The sequence below is a fragment of the Chondromyces crocatus genome (assembly GCF_001189295.1).
Lineage (GTDB): Bacteria > Myxococcota_A > Polyangia > Polyangiales > Polyangiaceae > Chondromyces > Chondromyces crocatus.
The window spans coordinates 1,635,613-1,651,953 of the sequence record NZ_CP012159.1 but is presented as its reverse complement, the minus strand read 5'-3'; the positions used below and the strand labels follow the sequence as shown (position 1 = coordinate 1,651,953).

Genomic DNA, 16,341 nt, shown 5'->3' with positions numbered 1-16,341 from the left:
TCCTCATGCTTGGGGCTTCTCCCCATCTGGAGCGCGCCAGATGGGTTCTGTTGCCGCTCCTGATCCTCGGCGCAGCGGTTTTCTTCGGCAACTTCGTCCACGGATTCTACCCGATCCAGCGGTGGCTCTTCTGGCGCTATGCCGCCTACTGGGTGCTCTGCGCCTTCTGGTCGGCCGCGTGCGTTTCCGCCGGGCACCTGACGATCACCCGCGTCCTACGACGCGAACTCCCCATCGTCGAGCAGCTCGTCACGAGCTTCGCCGTCGGCCTCTTCGAGTTCTTCCTCGCGATGAGCCTGGCCGGCGCGCTCCATCTCTACCACCCGGCGCTGTTCTTCACGCTCCCGCTGATCTTCATCGCCGCTGGCTTCGAGCCCTTGCGCCGCTACCTCACGCGCGCCTACCGGCACCTCCGCCACGCACGCCGCCGCGCCCCACCGGCGCCCCTCTGGACCTGGGGCTTCCTGCTCTACGGCCTCCTCGGCGCGGCGATGGTCTACTTCCTGATCCTCACGCCCGACAACATCCAGTTCGACTCCCGCTGGAAGCACCTCGCGCTCGCCGAGGACTACGTGGCGCACGGCGGCATCCGCCGCTTCGCCGAGGGCTACACCGTCGCGACCTACCCGCACATCGCGACCTTCATCTACACGTGGGCGTTCCTGCTCCCGGGCGGCTTGCTCTTCGACAAGGTCGAACTCGCCGCGCACATGGAGTTCGTCGGCTTCCTCTGGACCCTCGTCGCCATCCCCGCGACGCTGCGCCTCCTCCTGCCCAAGGGCCTCACGCCGCGCTACTTCCTCCTCAGCTTCGGCGCGCGCTTCCTGTTCCCTGGCGTCTTCCTCTACGACTCCAGCGTCAGCGGCGGCGCCGATCACATCGCGGCCATCTTCGCGCTGCCCACCTTCACGTTGCTCGTGCGCTCCTGGCGGGACCTCTCACCGCGTCCCCTCTCGCTGCTTTTGATGACCATGGCCGGCGGTGGCCTCACCAAATACACCGGCGCGATCATCATGGTCCCCTTCCCCGCCCTCGCGGTCGCCGTGCGCGCCGTCCACCTGGGCTACCTCAGCGTGCGAGGCAAGATCGCGCCCGAGCTGCGCCGCAACTGGTACCTCGGACCGCTCGCCGCCGTGGGCTTCGGGCTGCTCTACACGTCCCCCCACTGGCTCAAGAACCTGATCTGGTACACCGACCCGCTCTACCCCACCCTCTACAAGCACATCGCGCTCACCCCGTGGACGCCCGACGCCGCGGACCTCTACGAGTGGGGCTACAAGGACTACCAGTTCTGGCGCCCCTCCCGTGATGCGGACGGCGTGGCCCGCACCCTGCGCGCCCTCGTCGACTTCTCCTTCATCCCGAACGACTACAAGCGCTACCACGGGATGGTCCCGCTCTTCGGGTCCCTGTTCACGCTGCTCCTCGCGTGCCTGCCCTTCGTCCGCGGCACCGCGCGCCTCTGGGGCATCGTCGGCTACGCGCACGTCGGCCTCGCCGCCTGGTACTGGACCCACCACCAGGACCGCTACCTCCAGGCGATCGTCCCCCTCTTCGCCGCCACCACCGCGACGCTCATCGTCCTCGTCTGGCGCGCCTTCGAGACCACGGGCCCCTCGCGCGTCGCCGCCCTCGCCACCCGCGTCACGCTCGCGGGCCTCATCGGCTTGCAGATCATCTGGGGAGGCGACGCCTACTTCATCCAGACCCACGCCATGATCCGCTCGCCCCAGAAGGCGGTGATCGACCTCCTCTCCAAGGGGCACCTGCGCAAGTACGACGAGCGCTTCGACGTCTACCCCACCTGGCAGTCCATCGGCCGCGCCCTTCCCAAGGGGGCGCGCCTCCTGCTCCACGACAACCACAACCACCTCGGCATCGGCGCCGAGTCGGTCTCGGACTGGGGGGGCTGGCAGTTCGGGATCAGCTACGGCCGCTTGCAGTCACCGCGCGAGGTCCACGACCTCATGCTTTCGCTCGGCGTCACCCACATCGCCTGGGAGAAGCACGTCAGCAAGGGCTGGGACTCGATCGCCGGCGACCTCGTGTTCTTCCACTACGCCACCCAGAACACGAAGAACCGCAGCGAGCACAGCCGGATGCTCCTCACCGAGCTCGGCCCCGCCCCCGACGCCGACGCCTCGTTCCCGAACGGCGTCGCCTGGCTCGGCTGCAACGACGACTACAAGAGCGGCCTCTACGCGCTGAGCGACCTCACCGTGCCCGCCTTCGGCCCGAAGCGTCTCGACTTCCCTGCCCCTCGGCTCGCCCACGCCAAGACCGCTGGCGCCTTCCGCACCGCGGGCGCCCCCAGCGCGAGCACGTTCGGGCTCGCCAGCGCAGCCGGCTTCCTCGTCGTCGACCCGCGCTGCGAGCGGGCCCTCCCCGCCTCCGTTCTCGCGGACTTCACCCTCGTCGCGACGCGGAGAGAGACCATGGGCAAGCGCCCCAAGCGCGACCTGTACATCCGCACCTCCGGCGAGCCCAGGTCCGTGCCGGAGCTGCCGGACACCGACGCACCGGACGAGCCGACCGCACCCGACGCGGCAGCGACCGCAGAGCCGGACACAGCGGGTTCGGCGGCGCCTCCCGCGTCCTCCGCCCGCCCCGGGGGCTCCGACGACGAGGACGACGACGACACGCCCGGCGCCTCCGACACCCCGTGATCTCCTTGGGATCGAAGGGGGTGTGCAGCACGCCGACGAGCGCAATCTGCTATCCTCCGCCGCCGTGACCGTGGATCTTCCCTTCGCCGAAACCCAGAAATCCCTGGAGCCGCTGCTTTCTTCTGCATCTGCGTCTCCCGCGCCCCTCGCCACCACCACCCCGGAGCAGAGCCCGGTCCTCGCCGAGGGAGGCGCCCCGCACGTCTCCATCGTCGTCCCCGGCCTCAACGAGGCCGAGAGCCTCCCGGAGCTGGCCTCGCGCATCAAAGACGCGCTCGGTGGCCGCGTCGTTTACGAGCTCATCTTCGTGGACGACGGCAGCACCGACGACACGTGGAAGGTCATCGGCGCGATCCGCGCCAAGGATCCCACCGTCAAAGGCATCCGGCTGCGAAAGAACTTCGGCAAGGCCACCGCGCTCACCGCCGGCTTCCAGAAGGCCCGCGGCGAGATCATCGTCACCATGGACGCCGATCTCCAGGACGACCCGGCCGACCTGCCCACCCTCCTCGGAAGGGTCGAAGCGGGCGACGACGTCGTCGTCGGCTGGAAGGTCCAGCGCCTCGACCCCACCAACCGCCTCGTCCTCTCGCGCATCTTCAACGGCACCGTGCGGTGGGTGACGGGCGTGAAGCTCCACGACATGAACTGCGGCTTCAAGGCCTACCGCCAGGACGTCATCCGCAACATCCCCATCTACGGCGACCTCTTCCGCTTCATCCCTGCCCTCGCCGCCTCGCAGGGCTTCCGCGTCGCCGAGGTCCCGGTCAAGCACCACGCCCGCCGCTACGGCGCGTCCCGCTACGGCCTCGAGCGCATCCTGCGCGGCTTCTTCGATCTGCTCAGCGTCCTCTTCCTGACGCGCTACTCGAAGAAGCCGATGCACCTGTTCGGCCTGATGGGCCTCGTCTTCGCCGCCCTCGGCGTGTGCGTCAACGCGTACCTGACCCTGCTCTGGTTCCTCGGTCACAAGATCGGCGACCGCCCGCTGCTCCTCCTCGGCGTGCTGATGATCATCCTCGGCATCCAGTTCTTCTCCATGGGCTTCATCGGCGAGTTCCTCACCTTCCAGATGCAGCAGCGCACCATGAGGAACGACCTCCCCATCCGCGAAGAAGTGGGCTGATCCGCCCTCACCCCGGTGTCGGCGTTGCGGCCCGAGCGTCGCGATCGCCGTAGTTCGCCTCGATCCACTGGCGGTACGCCCCGGAGCGGACCCGCTCGATCCACCCGCCGTTCTCCAGGTACCAGCGCACGGTCGCCGCGATCCCTCCGGCCAGATCGTGACGCGGCGTGAAGCCCAGCTCCCGCTCGATCCGGTCGCAGTCGATCGCGTAGCGCCGGTCGTGCCCGGGCCTGTCGGCCACGAAGCGCATCAGCGCGCCCAGCCCGTCGGCGCTCGTCCCCGTCTGACGCGCCACCTCGTCGATCAGCATCCGCAGCAGATCCAGGTTCGTCCGCTCGCTCCGCCCTCCGACGTTGTACGTCTCGCCCCGCGCTCCACGGGTCACGATCGCCCAGATCGCCTCGGCGTGATCGTCCACGTGCAGCCAGTCGCGCACGTTCAGCCCGTCGCCGTAGACCGGCAGCGGCTTCTGCTCCAGCATGTTCAGGATCATCAGCGGCACGAGCTTCTCGGGGAACTGATACGGCCCGTAGTTGTTGCTGCAGTTCGAGAGGGTCACGCTGAGCCCGTAGGTGTGCGCATAGGCCCGCACCAGGTGATCCGACGCCGCCTTCGACGCTGCGTAGGGCGAGTTCGGCTGGTAGCGCGTCGTCTCCGTGAACAGCCCCTCGGGACCGAGCGACCCGTACACCTCGTCCGTCGACACGTGGTGGAAATGAAGCCCTGGCCGTGCGCGCACCACCTCCAGGAGCTTCACCGTGCCCACCACGTTCGTCTCCACGAACACCAGCGGCCCCAGGATGCTCCGGTCCACGTGGCTCTCGGCGGCGAAGTGGACGATCGTGTCGATCGCGTGCTCCTCGCAGAGCCGTGCGACCAGTGCCTGATCGCCGATGTCCCCCTGGACGAGCACGTAGCGAGGATCGGTCGCGTACTCCGCCACGTTGTCGGGGTTCGCGGCGTACGTCAGCAGGTCGAGGTTCACGACGCGCGCCACCGACCCCTGCGCGCGCAGCAGGAAGCGCACGAAGGCGGAGCCGATGAACCCGCAGCCGCCCGTCACCAGCATGTTCTTCGGCGCTCTCATGTCCTGCGCGGCTCCCGGAGCACCGCCCGCAGGTACTCGCCGTACTGGCTCTTGCCGTAACGGTGCGAGAGCCGTTCGAGCTGCCCGGCGTCGATGGTCCCCATCCGGAACGCGATCTCCTCCAGGCAGGCGATGTGCGTCCCTTGCCGCTTCTCCATCACGTGCACGAACTGACCCGCTTCGAGCAGGCTCTCGGGCGTCCCCGTGTCGAGCCAGGCCATCCCGCGGCCGAGGAGCGTCAACCGCGCCCGCCCCTGCTCGACGTACGCCCGGTTCAGGTCCGTGATCTCCAGCTCTCCCCGCGCCGACGGCCGGAGCCCCTGCGCGATGTCGACCACCTGCTCGTCGTAGAAGTAGAGCCCCGTCACGGCGATGTGCGACCGCGGCTTCGTGGGCTTCTCCTCCAGTGACAGCACCCTGCCCTGCTCGTCCAGCTCCGCCACCCCGTAGCGCTCCGGGTCCTGCACGCGGTAGCCGAAGAGCACGCACCCATCCAGCGCCTCCCGCGAGGTCTTCAAGAGGTCGTAGAGCCCTGCGCCGTGGAAGATGTTGTCGCCCAGCACGAGGCACGACGGCCCTCCGGCCACGAACTCGCGCCCGATGAGGAACGCCTCGGCCAGCCCATTCGGCTTCGGCTGCGTCGCGTAGGAGAACGAGACCCCGAGCTGCGATCCGTCGCCCAGCAAGCGCTGGAACTGCGGCGCGTCGTCGGGCGTGGTGATGATCAGCATGTCCCGGATGCCGGCGAGCATCAGCACCGACAGCGGGTAGTAGATCATCGGCTTGTCGTAGACGGGCAGGAGCTGCTTGGAGACAGCGCGGGTCAGCGGATCGAGCCGCGTCCCGCTCCCACCGGCAAGGATGATTCCCTTCATGCTGCGTCGGACCTCCGCGATCGATGCCAGGCCACCTGCGCCTCGAGGCCCTCGCGCAGCGTCACCGCTGGCGCGTAGCCCAGGTCTCGCGCGGCCGCCGAGATGTCGGCCCACGTATGGGCCATCTCTCCGGCCTGGGACGGCCGCCGCTCCACCCGCACCTCCCCCGCGATTTCCCCCAGCAACGACAGCACCTGGTTCAGCGTCACCCGCGAACCACCGCCGACGTTGTAGATCCCGACCGCCCCCCCCTCGCCCGCGCGCCGCGTCGCCTCCACGATGTCGGCGACGAACGTGAAGTCCCGCGTCTGCTCACCGTCGCCGAAAAGCGGGATCGACCGGCGCGAGAGCGTCGCCTCGATGAACCGGAAGAACCCCATGTCGGGGCGCTGCCGCGGGCCGTACACCGTGAAGTAGCGCAGCGACGCCGTCGCCAGGCCGAAGCTGCGCCGGTACAGCTCGCAGAGCTGCTCGGCCGAGAGCTTCGTCACCCCGTACGGAGAGCAGGGCACCGTGGGGCTCGACTCGCGGAACGGTAGCTCCGGCGCGTCGCCGTACACCGACGACGACGAGGCGTAGACCACCTTGCGCACCGTCGATCCGGGCCGCCGCGCCGCCTCCAGGAGCCGCTGCGTCGCCAGGACGTTGTCCCGGAGGTACACGTCGAACCCCTCCCAGCTCGACCGCACCCCCGCCTGCGCCGCCACGTGGAACACCACCTCGCAGCCGTCCAGCAGCCGGACCAGATCGGCCTCGCAGAGATCGACGGCCTCCAGGCGAAAGCGCGGCTCGTCTCGCAGCCGTGCGAGGTTCGCCTCCTTGTGCGACAGGGGGTAGTACGCACTGAACCGGTCCACGCCGACCACGTCGTGGCCGAGCGCAACGAGCCGCTCCGAGAGGTGCGATCCCACGAACCCGGCGGCGCCGGTCACCAGACAACGCAAGACTGATCCTCTCACTCCCCCGAGCGACACTGCATCTCACCCCGCCCTGGGGCCACGCCTCCGGGGTCCTGCGTGAGGGACCCCGAACCCCGTCAGCGGGCCCTCCGGACGGCGGAGCCCCCGAGGACGAAGGTCGAGGTCGCGAGCGTCCGACCCTGGGACACCTCGTACGGCGCGATGCGGACTTCCCGGAGCACCCCCTGGACGCAGTGCCCCGCGGAGGTCCGGGCAAAGGACTCGTCCGCAAAGCGGACCTCGTCGACCTCACCGGTCGGCTCGAACGTCACGAAGGCGACGCCCAACTTGGTCGCAGAGCCGACGGGGACAGGGCAACGCCACATCTCCTGCGCCGCGGCCTTCACCGCTTGATTTGCCAGCTTGTGGATCGACATCCGGTGGGTCGCGTCGTCCGGGTCCCTCGACGGCGGCGTCGACTCGACCACGGGCTGCGCTGCATGCGTCATGTCCCCTGATCGGAGCGCCGGATCCATGATGGGGAGAAGCTGGCCCGCCGACGCGGAGACCTGCTGCCCTTGCGAAGCCTGCAGCGCCCTCGCCGCCCGCACCGTCGCCCGCGCCCGCGGGCTCTCGTCCCCGTGCAGCTCTTGATGGCCGATCACCGGCGATCGTGACATCCCGCAGCGCGCCGGCCGCACCATCGCGTAAGCGGCCGTCGTGAGAAACATGCAAGCGCCGAGCGCGACCAGCACCGAACGCTGGCTCCCTGCGCCTGCCTCCAGGCGCGGCCCTGCAAGGCCGCCCTCTTGCCCCCGTTTGCCTCGATCCACCTCGGCGCGAAGCTCTGCGAGCTCTGCGTCACGGACCTCCAGCGAGGCCTCCCGCTCCCGGATCCTGGCTTCCAGCGTCTCTATGCGAGCGCGCGCAGCGTCAAGGTCGTCGCGGTAGCATGTCATCCGGGAAGTCTACCCCTTCCGGAGCCGGCCGGAAGGGACTAGGACACCGGAAGACGCCATGAAGACCCTTCTCGTTGCCCATGATTTCGACGAGACCTCCGACCGAGCCCTGGATCAGGCGATCGACCTGGCCCGGAAGCTCGGCGCATCGGTGAAGGTCCTCCATGTCTACAGCGTACCCATCTATGCCTTCCCGGAGGGGTCCGCCTACATCCCCTCCGCGGCGGATGCGGCCCAGATCGCGGACGCAGCGCAGCGTCACCTCGACCACGTGCTGAAGACGCGCCGCGCAGCATCCCCGGACATCACCTTCGAGGGCTTGCTCCGCGCTGGCATGACCGCCGAGGAGATCTGCAAGCAGGCCGACGAGATCGATGCGGACATCATCGTCATCGGCACGCACGGCCGCGGCGCCATCGGCCGGGCCATCCTCGGCAGCGTCGCACAGCAAGTGATGCGCCACGCCCGTCAGCCCGTCCTGAGCGTCCGCAGCGCCTGAGACGCTCCCGCGGGTCCCTCACAGCCCCCTCACCTCGCGCCGTGACGCGCCGCTGGATGTCCGCAATCACGGATTGACGCAGCGCAGAAACCTGCGCGAAACATGGCCCCAGCTACCCCGGAAGGATGCAGATCGACTCCGGGGACACCGCCTGGCTCCTCGTCTCCACGGCCCTGGTCCTGTTCATGACCCCGGGCCTCGCCCTGTTTTACGGGGGCATGGTGCGGCGCAAGAACGTCCTCAGCACGCTCATGCACGCCTTCGCCGCCCTCGGCGTGATCAGCCTGCAATGGGTGCTCTTCGGGTATTCTCTGGCCTTCGGCACCTCCCACGCCGGCCTGATCGGCGGCTTCGACCACGTCGGCTTGAGCGGCCTCGCCGGCACCGCGCGCGGCACCGTCCCGGCCCTCGCCTTCTGCGCCTTCCAGATGATGTTCGCGGTGATCACCCCCGCCCTCATCGCCGGCGCCTTCGCCGAGCGCATGCGGTTTTCGGCGTACCTCGTCTTCGCCGTCCTCTGGACGACGCTGGTCTACGACCCGGTGGCGCACTGGGTGTGGGCCGAAGAGGGCTGGCTCTTCGAGATGGCCGCCCTCGACTTCGCCGGCGGCACCGTCGTCCACCTCGCCGCGGGCGTCTCGGCCCTCGTCTGCTCTCTCGTCATCGGGCGGCGCACGGGCTGGCCGCACGAGCGCCACCAGCCCCACAACCTGACCATGACCCTCCTCGGGGCGGGCATCCTGTGGTTCGGGTGGTTCGGCTTCAACGCGGGCAGCGCCCTCGCCGCGAACGGCCTCGCCGCCATGGCCCTCGTCGGCACCCACGCCGCGGCGGCAGCAGGCGCCTGCGGCTGGGTCCTGGTCGAGTGGGCCCAGCGCCGCAAGCCCACCGCCCTCGGCGTCGCCTCGGGCCTCGTCGCCGGCCTCGTCGGCATCACCCCTGCCGCGGGCTTCGTCTCGCCTCTCGCCGCCCTCGTCATCGGCTTCCTCTCCGGCGCCGCCTGCTACGGCGCCGTCCTGCTCAAGGAGCGCCTGCGCTACGACGACTCCCTCGACGCCTTCGGCGTCCACGGCGTCGGCGGCCTCCTCGGCGCCTTGCTCACCGGCGTCTTCGCCCGGAAAGCGCTCAACGACGGCGGGCAAGATGGCCTCCTCGCCGGCAACCCGGGCCAGCTCGTGCCGCAGGTCGCCGGCATCGTCGCCGTGGGCCTCTACGCCGCGGTGGTGACGTTCGGACTGCTCAAGCTCCTCGACAAGCTCATGGGCCTGCGCGTCCCCGTTCCCGAGGAGCGCGAGGGCCTCGACGCCACCGAGCACGGCGAGACCGGCTACGCGCTTTGACGCGCGCCTGCACGGCCTGACGCGCGCCCTCCCCCCTTCACAGCAGCGTGGGCGTGTTCTCCGCGAAGAACTCGTGGTTGTCGGCGTTGTTCAGCGCCTTGGTCGGGCTCGACTTCGCCAGGTTCTTCGCGGCGGTGTGACCGTAGGCGTGGTCGTCCGTCTCGGCCACGACCGCGAAGTGGCTCATCTCGTGGACCAGGGTCCCTCCCTTCGAATCGGTGCCGGTCATCGGCGCGCTCCAGAACGCGCCGCACACGTAGATGTTGTACGGCTCCCGCGGGTACACGTAGGCGTACACCCCCGAGTCCGTGCAGCTGCAGTCCACGGTCACGTCCTGCCCCACGAACGCATCCCGGATGGCCAGGAACTGCTTCTGCGCCGTCGCCCACCGCGCCGTCGTGTAGGTCCCGAACCACGTCTTGTAACGGCCCGTGCCCGAGGGGGTGGTGGTCGTCAGGTACTCGTGGGCGCCCTGCGCGTAGGTCTCGGCCGCGTCCATCGCTTGCACGATGGTGCTCTGCCGCGACGTCGAGCAACCCCCCGAGAACGTCAGCGCGTCGACCGCCGACGCCTTCCGCCGCGCCCGGCTCTCCTGGACCCAGTTCGACCTCCCCTCGATCCAGAGCGAGAGATCCGGAGCGCGCGCCGAGGCGAGCGCCGCTCCTGGCCTCATCGCGCCCGCTGCGGCGGTGCCGCCCACCTCGCCATCGTGCGCCTCGCCGTCCACGCGGAAGGACACCGCGTACGCTCCCGACACCGACAGGTCGTAGTCGTCCGAGAGCACCACCACCCGTTCCACCTGCTCGCCGGGCAGGAGCGTGATCAGGTCGGCGTCGCGCGGCGCCATCCGTTTCACGATCGGCCCGAGGTACGCGACCTCCGTCCCATCGCGCGTGACCTCCAGCACCCGCTCCTGGATCGCCTCGCCGCCCGTGTACCACCGCGGCACGCGCACCGGCTCGGTGGAGGCGTTCGTGAAGGTCACCGTCACCGTCACCTCGTCCTGCGCCATCAACGCCACGTCGGCGCCAGAGAGGCTCACCTGGAGCGCCCCCGAGCGTGCGATCGGGCCCTCGCCCTCCATCCCCACCTCGCCTCCTGGCACCATGCACCCCGAGAGGCTCCCCAGACCGAGCGCCCCACCCAGCACGGCACCGAGACGACCACGAAGGCTCTTGTTCATCGCGTAGCTCTCCTTGACCACCGGACGCACGCATCCACCTCGCCCCCGTGGAGGTCCGCCGCCCGGCGACGCCTAGCGATAGCATGCGCTCCTCGTGCCTCGGTCCCGCAGCGTTCGTCGAATGATCACGATCTCGCGCCATTGAAACATCATTCGTCCAGGCAATCCCACCTCGCAATGCCCACGCTGCACGGAGAAGGACCACGGACGTCCCGCTGCGAGCATGGCGAACGGCCGCGCCAGCACCACGAACGGCCGCGCCAGCACCGCGAACGGCCGCACACGTCGGCATGGAAGATCACGCCGTGCTCATGGCCTTCGAGGCCGCACACGCCCTGCGCTAGGCTCCGTGCGTCCTGGCCATGCGTCCTCCCGAACCCACCCCCGCGCTCGCCGCTCCCTCGTGGGACGACCTCGTGGCCGCCTGCGCGTCACGTGGCCTGCGCGTGCGCGGCGCCTTTCATACGACCCTGGACGACGCCCTGCCGGACGTGGACGGCGCCCCGGCGGCCACGCTCGCCCTGCTCGGCAACGCGGGTTCTTCCATGTGGGAAGCCTTCGAGCGCGCGCGCGCCGCCCGCCCCACGCTCGCCGGCCTCGACGCCTGGACCCTGGAGACGGTGACCGCCCTCGCCCACGACCTCGGTGCGCGTCCCGTGTTCCCCTTCGAAGGCCCGCCGTACCACCCGTTCCAGCGCTGGGCACAGCGCGCCGAGCCCGTGCATCCCTCGCCCCTCGGCATGCTCATCCACCCGGAGTTCGGTCTGTGGCACGCCTACCGCGCGGCGCTGCTCTTCGCTGCGCGCATCGACCTGCCTCCACGGGACGAGACGCCGAGCCCTTGCGCGACCTGCGTCGACCGCCCCTGCCTGGGCGGCTGCCCCGTGCGCGCCTTCTCCGACGATCCGTCGAGGGGCTACGACGTCCTCGCCTGCGTCACCCACCTGCGCACGGTCCCCGATCCGGGGTGCATGACCCAGGCCTGCCTCGCGCGCCGTGCGTGCCCCGTCGGCCGCGCTTACGTGTACGTCGCCCCGCAGCGCGCCCATCACATGCGCGCGTTCCGCGAGAGTTGCGAGCAGTTCCTGCCAGAACGAACTTGAGACACGTCGCTCCCTGGAGAGCAGGAGGGAGCGCCACCCGACGCTGGGCAAAGCGCTAGCCGACGCTGGGCAAAGCGCTCGTCAGCACCGTCACGCCCCCACCGCCGAGCCGCGTGGGGATCTGATTTCACCGGCTGCCGCGTCGGTCCTGTCGGCTGCCGCGTCGGTCCTGTCGGCTGCCGCGTCGGTCCTGTCGGCTGCCGCGTCGGTCCTGTCGGCTGCCGCGTCCATCCTGTCGGCTGCCGCGTCGGTCCTGTCGGCTGCCGCGTCGGTCCTGTCGGCTGCCGCGTCGGTCCTGTCGGCTGCCGCGTCGGTCCTGTCGGCTGCCGCGTCCATCCTGTCGGCTGCCGCAGGCATGGACAGTGTGCCATCCTACATCCACATTCCTGCCACGCGGAACGACTGTGTGCCCTCCTACATCCGCATTCCTGCCACGCGGAACGGCCGTGTGCCCTCTCACACCCGCATTCCTGCCACACGGATTTCTGTCGGCTGCCGCCAGGAGCCCAACGTGACCCCGACCGCCGCTGGGCTCCTGGCCCGTCCTTGCGCCTTCCAACCGCTCCCCTCTGGCCGACGTGCTGGAGCATCCGGGTTTCGCCTGGCCCTTCGACCGTGCCATCGGACACGCCCCTCCTCCTGACGGCACGCGCATCGGGGCCGATGCATCGACACGCTCCCCCTCGCAGAGGAGCGCTCGCTTCACGGCCTCACAGCAGTCGCTCGAGGTTCAGATGACCGCTGACGTCCCCCTTCAGGTCGAAGAGGGTGTAGTCGCGGTAAGCAAACCGCCAGTGGCCATCGACCCGCTCGAACCGGTCGTGATAGCGACCGGCAGCGATCACCTGCAAGGGGATGCCCTCCGTCACCTGGAGGACGGTGTAGCAGGAGCGGCAGGTTGCTCGATTCGAGCCTTCATCGATCTCGAGGATCGGGTTGGTGACCAGATGCCTGGTCCGCGGGGTGCCGCAGGGATGGATCTTCACCACCGCCTGCAACATCGCCAGCAAGGCTGCATCGTCTTGCAACGCATCCGCGCCAACGATCTTCATCCTCGCGTTCTTGAAGAGAGCAGCAGCTCCTGGCAGGTCACCACCATCCACGAGCTCCGCATAGCGGTAGAGAAGATTGGCTATCTCGACTGCACTGTTCGACATCTCGTTCTCTCCTGGTCGCCGTTCCGCACGCGAGCACGGCATGCTGGATAGCGTAGGATGATCAGGGTGACGACCGGCTCGAAGAGGTGGGAGCGCGCGCCAGTCGACAGCGAACCGTGAAGACCGGGCTCCCATGGCCGTCCACTTGCCCGGAGGAGACACCTGATGCTCGACGTCATGCTGAGGGATCGCCGCGTGGGCACCCTCGTCCGCGAGAGGGGATCGAGCCTTCTGTCATTCGTGCTGGAGGACGACTACCTGAGCGATCCGGAGCGCACCGTGCTCGGCCAGCAGTTCGAGGCGCGCCGCCACCATCGGCTCTTTCGCCAGCGGGCGCATCCTGGCCGGCTGCCTCCCTTCTTCGCCAATCTCCTCCCCGAGGGAGCGCTGAAAGCGATCGTCACGTCCCAGGCTCCGGACGGCGACGAGGCCTCGCAGCTCGCCCTCCTCGGTGAAGATCTCCCGGGGGCCATCGTGGTGCGTCCCTCGGTCGACCCACCTCGACGCGGGGACACGCCGGAGACCCTGCGCGATGCGCTTTCCCTCACGACGCAGATACCTCCCTCGGACGAGTTCCGCTTCTCTCTCGCTGGCGTCCAGCTCAAGTTCTCCGTGATCCGATCGGAAGACGGCCACTTCACGTTGCCCGAGCGAGGGCTGGGCGGCACCTGGATCATGAAGTTCGGCTCAGCGCGCTTCCCACAGCTGCCGGAAAACGAGTTCTGGACGATGCAGTGGGCACGCGTCGTGCGGCCTCGATGTCCCGCCCCACGCGCTGGTCCGCGCCGACACCGTGACGAACCTCGACCCTCGCTTCGTCGCGCTGGGACCGCACGTCTTCATGATCCAGCGCTACGACCGCCTCGCTGATGGAACGCGCGTCCACCAGGAAGACTTCGCTCAGGTCCGCGGCGTGCTCCCGGAACGGAAGTACGGGAAGGCCAGTTACGAGGGTCTTGCCCGGATCGTCGGTGCGCTGTGCGGGCACGACGGCCTGCTCGATTTCATGCGCCGCGTGCTCTTCGCCATTCTCTCCGGCAATGACGACGCCCACCTGAAGAACTGGTCCCTGCTCTATCCCGACGGCCGCACCCCTCGTCTCGCCCCTGTCTACGATCAGATCTCCGTCCGCGAGTTCTTCCGCCGCGGCGAGCTGGCCTTCCCCCTCGCCAAGGAGCGCTCACCGACCCGCATCGGCTGGGAGCACCTCACCCGCATCGAGCGCTACCTTCACGACCACGGCCTCCCCGTCCCCCTCGTCGCGCCGATGCGCACCTTCGTCACCCGCTGCCTCGATCACTGGCAACAGCACCGCCTCCACACCGGCCCCACCTACCGCACCAAGCTCGACCGCATCACGCGCATCTCCGCGCATCACGCGCATGACGGTTCAACCATCCCGCCCACCGAACGCTGATCCCCGCGCCCCTCCCGCCCCATCCCCCCTCAGTACCTTCTCGTGCTCCCCACCCAAGGGGCGCGGCAGCGTGCGCGGTGCGGGCGTGGGTGGGCCCCGTGCGCTCGGAGCGCCGGCCCCCCGTCACCCCAACGCCCCTGCCCTCGCCTCCCCCCTCCCAGCCCCCCCAAGCCTCCTACCAGGCGCGACTCGCACGGGGGGACCCACGCCCGCACCGCGCACGCTGCCGCGCCCCTCAGGCCTCCTGCCGCGCCGGCATCACCATCGGCGTCGCCTCTGCTCCACCCCGCAGCACCGAGATCACCCCGTGCTCGTTCTTCGCATCGAGCAGCGCCTTCCGCACCTCTTCACGCGCCATGAACCGCGCGATCTCGGACATCAGCTTCAAGCTGCCCTCGTAGTTCTTCGGCGGCATCAGGAGCAGCACCACCAGCCGCGCTCCTTCCCCGTCGGGCGCATCGAAGTCCACGGCCACCTGCGTCCGACCCAGCGAAAGCAGCGGCGCGGTCAGCCCCTCGACCTCCGCGTGCGGCAGCGCCACCCCCTCGCCCACGCCCGTCCCCGCGAGCGCCTCGCGCTTCAACACGGCGGCCGTGAACTGCCCGGCCTCCTCGGGCCGCTCCCGCTTCTCGGCGAGCGCCCCGCAGAGCGCCGCGATGATCTCGCCACGGGACTCGGCGGCGACGTCCAGCCGGACGACACCCGCCTCGAGCAGCCGCGCGATCGGGTTGAGCGTCGGGCGCAGGAGCCGCGACATCGCGGGCCCCGAGAGAAGCGACGTCACCAGGGCCATCACGACCAGCGCGACGAACACTTGCTGGTTGATGATCCCCGCTTGCAGCGCCATCACGGCTAGGAGGATCTCCATCGCGCCACGGGAGTTCATGCCGAAGCCGATCGCCAGCGCCTCGCGCCAGCCCACGCGGCCGAGACGCGCGCCGAGGGCGCAGCCGGCGACCTTCGCGATGCAGGCGATGAGGAGCACCACCGCCGTCAGGCCCACGTCGAAGTTCGCGATGAAGTCGACCCGGAGGGCCATCATCGCGAAGAACACCGGCGTGAACACGCTGGTCACGAAGTCGCGCAACACCTGGCGGGTGTGCTCGCGCAGGCGGGGGGAGTCGCCGACGGCGATGCCCATCACGAAGCCGCCGAAGACGGCGTGCATGCCGAGCGCCTCGGAGCCAGCCGCGCCGAGCAGCGCCAGCACCATGATCATCGAGAGCACCCGGCCGGTGTGCGCGTCGTGGCGTGGGTCCATCCAGGCCAGCATCCTGTCGGCGAGGGGCCGGACGACGGCCAGCGTCACGAGGACGAAGCCCACGGTCATCGCCACGGACTTGGCCACGCCACCGACGGTCGCGGAGCCGGGCATGGCGAAGCTCGCGGAGAGCACGCCGAACGCGATCCAGCCGATGAGATCGTCGATCACCGCGGAGGAGAGCACGAGCAGACCGAACTCGGTCTTCATCAGGCCGAGGTCGAGCAAGGTCCGGGCGATGACGGGCAGCGCGGAGATGGAGAGGGCGATGCCGAGGAACGCCGCGTGCAGGCCACGCTGGCTCGGGTCGGCGAGCGCGTACTCCGGCAGGACGTAGCCGAGGCCCAGGCCGAGCGCGAAGGGGATGATGACGCCGAGGATGCTCGTCAAGAAGACGACCCGACCGCTCTTCCGGACGACGGTGAGGTCGATTTCCAGGCCGGCCACCACGAGGAGGAGCACCACGGCGACGGTGGTGTAGGACTGGAGCCAGGTGGCGACGCCGGGGCCCGGGGGGAAGAGCCAGGCCGAGGCGTCGGGGGCGAGCCGCCCGAACACGGTCTTGCCGACGAGGATGCCCGCGATGATCTCCCCGACGACGGGCGGGAAGCCGAGCTTCCCGACCAGCTCACCGAGCAGCCGTGCAGTCCCCAGCAGCACCGCCAGGGAGAGCAGAAAGAGGATGAGCTCGTGGTGCATCGGCCGAGGCTAGCGGACCGTGGTCGTCCGGGCGAGCACGGGTGATCTGCGGGAACTGGTTGCCTCGTCC

At 69.5% G+C, this 16,341-nt stretch carries 15 protein-coding genes; 7 read left to right on the top strand and 8 right to left on the bottom strand.

The annotated features are described in order from the left end of the window. Positions 1-5 precede the first annotated feature (5 nt). Positions 6-2,666: a hypothetical protein gene (locus tag CMC5_RS06165; RefSeq protein WP_156338259.1), complete on the top strand. Its 2,661-nt coding sequence runs from the start codon at positions 6-8 to the stop codon at positions 2,664-2,666. 64 nt (positions 2,667-2,730) lie between these two features. After that, a complete protein-coding gene (locus tag CMC5_RS06160; RefSeq protein ID WP_245678323.1) occupies positions 2,731-3,792 on the top strand; it encodes a glycosyltransferase family 2 protein in 1,062 nt (353 codons plus the stop codon). Positions 3,793-3,799: 7 nt separating this feature from the next. Here the strand turns inward: CMC5_RS06160 and rfbB are convergent, their stop codons facing one another. From rfbB to CMC5_RS06140, 4 genes are all read right to left on the bottom strand, one after another. Beyond that, positions 3,800-4,879, bottom strand: a complete 1,080-nt coding sequence (gene rfbB, locus CMC5_RS06155; RefSeq protein ID WP_050429533.1) for a dTDP-glucose 4,6-dehydratase — start codon at positions 4,877-4,879, stop codon at positions 3,800-3,802. Then, positions 4,876-5,754 (bottom strand): glucose-1-phosphate thymidylyltransferase RfbA, encoded by an 879-nt coding sequence (gene rfbA / locus CMC5_RS06150; RefSeq protein ID WP_050429532.1) that lies wholly within the window; start codon positions 5,752-5,754, stop codon positions 4,876-4,878. The genes rfbB and rfbA overlap by 4 nt, the downstream gene beginning before the upstream one ends. After that, complete coding sequence (locus CMC5_RS06145) at positions 5,751-6,698, bottom strand: NAD-dependent epimerase/dehydratase family protein (RefSeq protein WP_082362277.1); 948 nt, start codon at positions 6,696-6,698, stop codon at positions 5,751-5,753. The genes rfbA and CMC5_RS06145 overlap by 4 nt, the downstream gene beginning before the upstream one ends. A 92-nt stretch (positions 6,699-6,790) precedes the next feature. After that, positions 6,791-7,612, bottom strand: coding sequence for a hypothetical protein (locus CMC5_RS06140; protein WP_050429531.1), 822 nt, complete (start codon positions 7,610-7,612; stop codon positions 6,791-6,793). A gap of 58 nt (positions 7,613-7,670) precedes the next feature. On the opposite strand from CMC5_RS06140, the gene CMC5_RS06135 reads away from it, so the two are divergent. Together CMC5_RS06135 and CMC5_RS06130 are read left to right on the top strand one after the other, a co-directional pair. Further along, the gene (locus CMC5_RS06135; protein ID WP_050429530.1) at positions 7,671-8,111 is read left to right on the top strand and encodes a universal stress protein; all 441 of its coding nucleotides are present in this window, start codon (positions 7,671-7,673) and stop codon (positions 8,109-8,111) included. Positions 8,112-8,236: 125 nt separating this feature from the next. Further along, positions 8,237-9,451: an ammonium transporter gene (locus CMC5_RS06130; RefSeq protein WP_050429529.1), complete on the top strand. Its 1,215-nt coding sequence runs from the start codon at positions 8,237-8,239 to the stop codon at positions 9,449-9,451. A 37-nt stretch (positions 9,452-9,488) separates the two neighbouring features. Here CMC5_RS06130 and CMC5_RS06125 read toward each other — a convergent pair whose 3' ends face one another. Continuing rightward, positions 9,489-10,634, bottom strand: coding sequence for a M35 family metalloendopeptidase (locus tag CMC5_RS06125; RefSeq protein WP_063796492.1), 1,146 nt, complete (start codon positions 10,632-10,634; stop codon positions 9,489-9,491). 362 nt (positions 10,635-10,996) lie between these two features. On the opposite strand from CMC5_RS06125, the gene CMC5_RS06115 reads away from it, so the two are divergent. Continuing rightward, positions 10,997-11,737, top strand: coding sequence for a hypothetical protein (locus CMC5_RS06115; protein WP_050429526.1), 741 nt, complete (start codon positions 10,997-10,999; stop codon positions 11,735-11,737). Positions 11,738-11,827: 90 nt separating this feature from the next. Here the strand turns inward: CMC5_RS06115 and CMC5_RS06110 are convergent, their stop codons facing one another. Next, the gene (locus CMC5_RS06110; RefSeq protein ID WP_050429525.1) at positions 11,828-12,094 is read right to left on the bottom strand and encodes a hypothetical protein; all 267 of its coding nucleotides are present in this window, start codon (positions 12,092-12,094) and stop codon (positions 11,828-11,830) included. A 353-nt stretch (positions 12,095-12,447) separates the two neighbouring features. Further along, positions 12,448-12,894: a nuclear transport factor 2 family protein gene (locus CMC5_RS06105; protein ID WP_050429524.1), complete on the bottom strand. Its 447-nt coding sequence runs from the start codon at positions 12,892-12,894 to the stop codon at positions 12,448-12,450. A gap of 165 nt (positions 12,895-13,059) precedes the next feature. Between CMC5_RS06105 and CMC5_RS44025 the strand changes: the two genes are divergently transcribed. Then, complete coding sequence (locus CMC5_RS44025) at positions 13,060-13,764, top strand: HipA N-terminal domain-containing protein (protein WP_063796223.1); 705 nt, start codon at positions 13,060-13,062, stop codon at positions 13,762-13,764. After that, positions 13,688-14,311 (top strand): type II toxin-antitoxin system HipA family toxin, encoded by a 624-nt coding sequence (locus CMC5_RS44020; protein WP_063796222.1) that lies wholly within the window; start codon positions 13,688-13,690, stop codon positions 14,309-14,311. The genes CMC5_RS44025 and CMC5_RS44020 overlap by 77 nt, the downstream gene beginning before the upstream one ends. Positions 14,312-14,546: 235 nt before the next feature. Here the strand turns inward: CMC5_RS44020 and CMC5_RS06095 are convergent, their stop codons facing one another. After that, positions 14,547-16,271 carry a cation:proton antiporter domain-containing protein gene (locus tag CMC5_RS06095; protein WP_050429523.1) on the bottom strand — a complete coding sequence of 575 codons (1,725 nt, stop codon included), beginning with the start codon at positions 16,269-16,271 and terminating at the stop codon, positions 14,547-14,549. Positions 16,272-16,341: the final 70 nt, after the last annotated feature.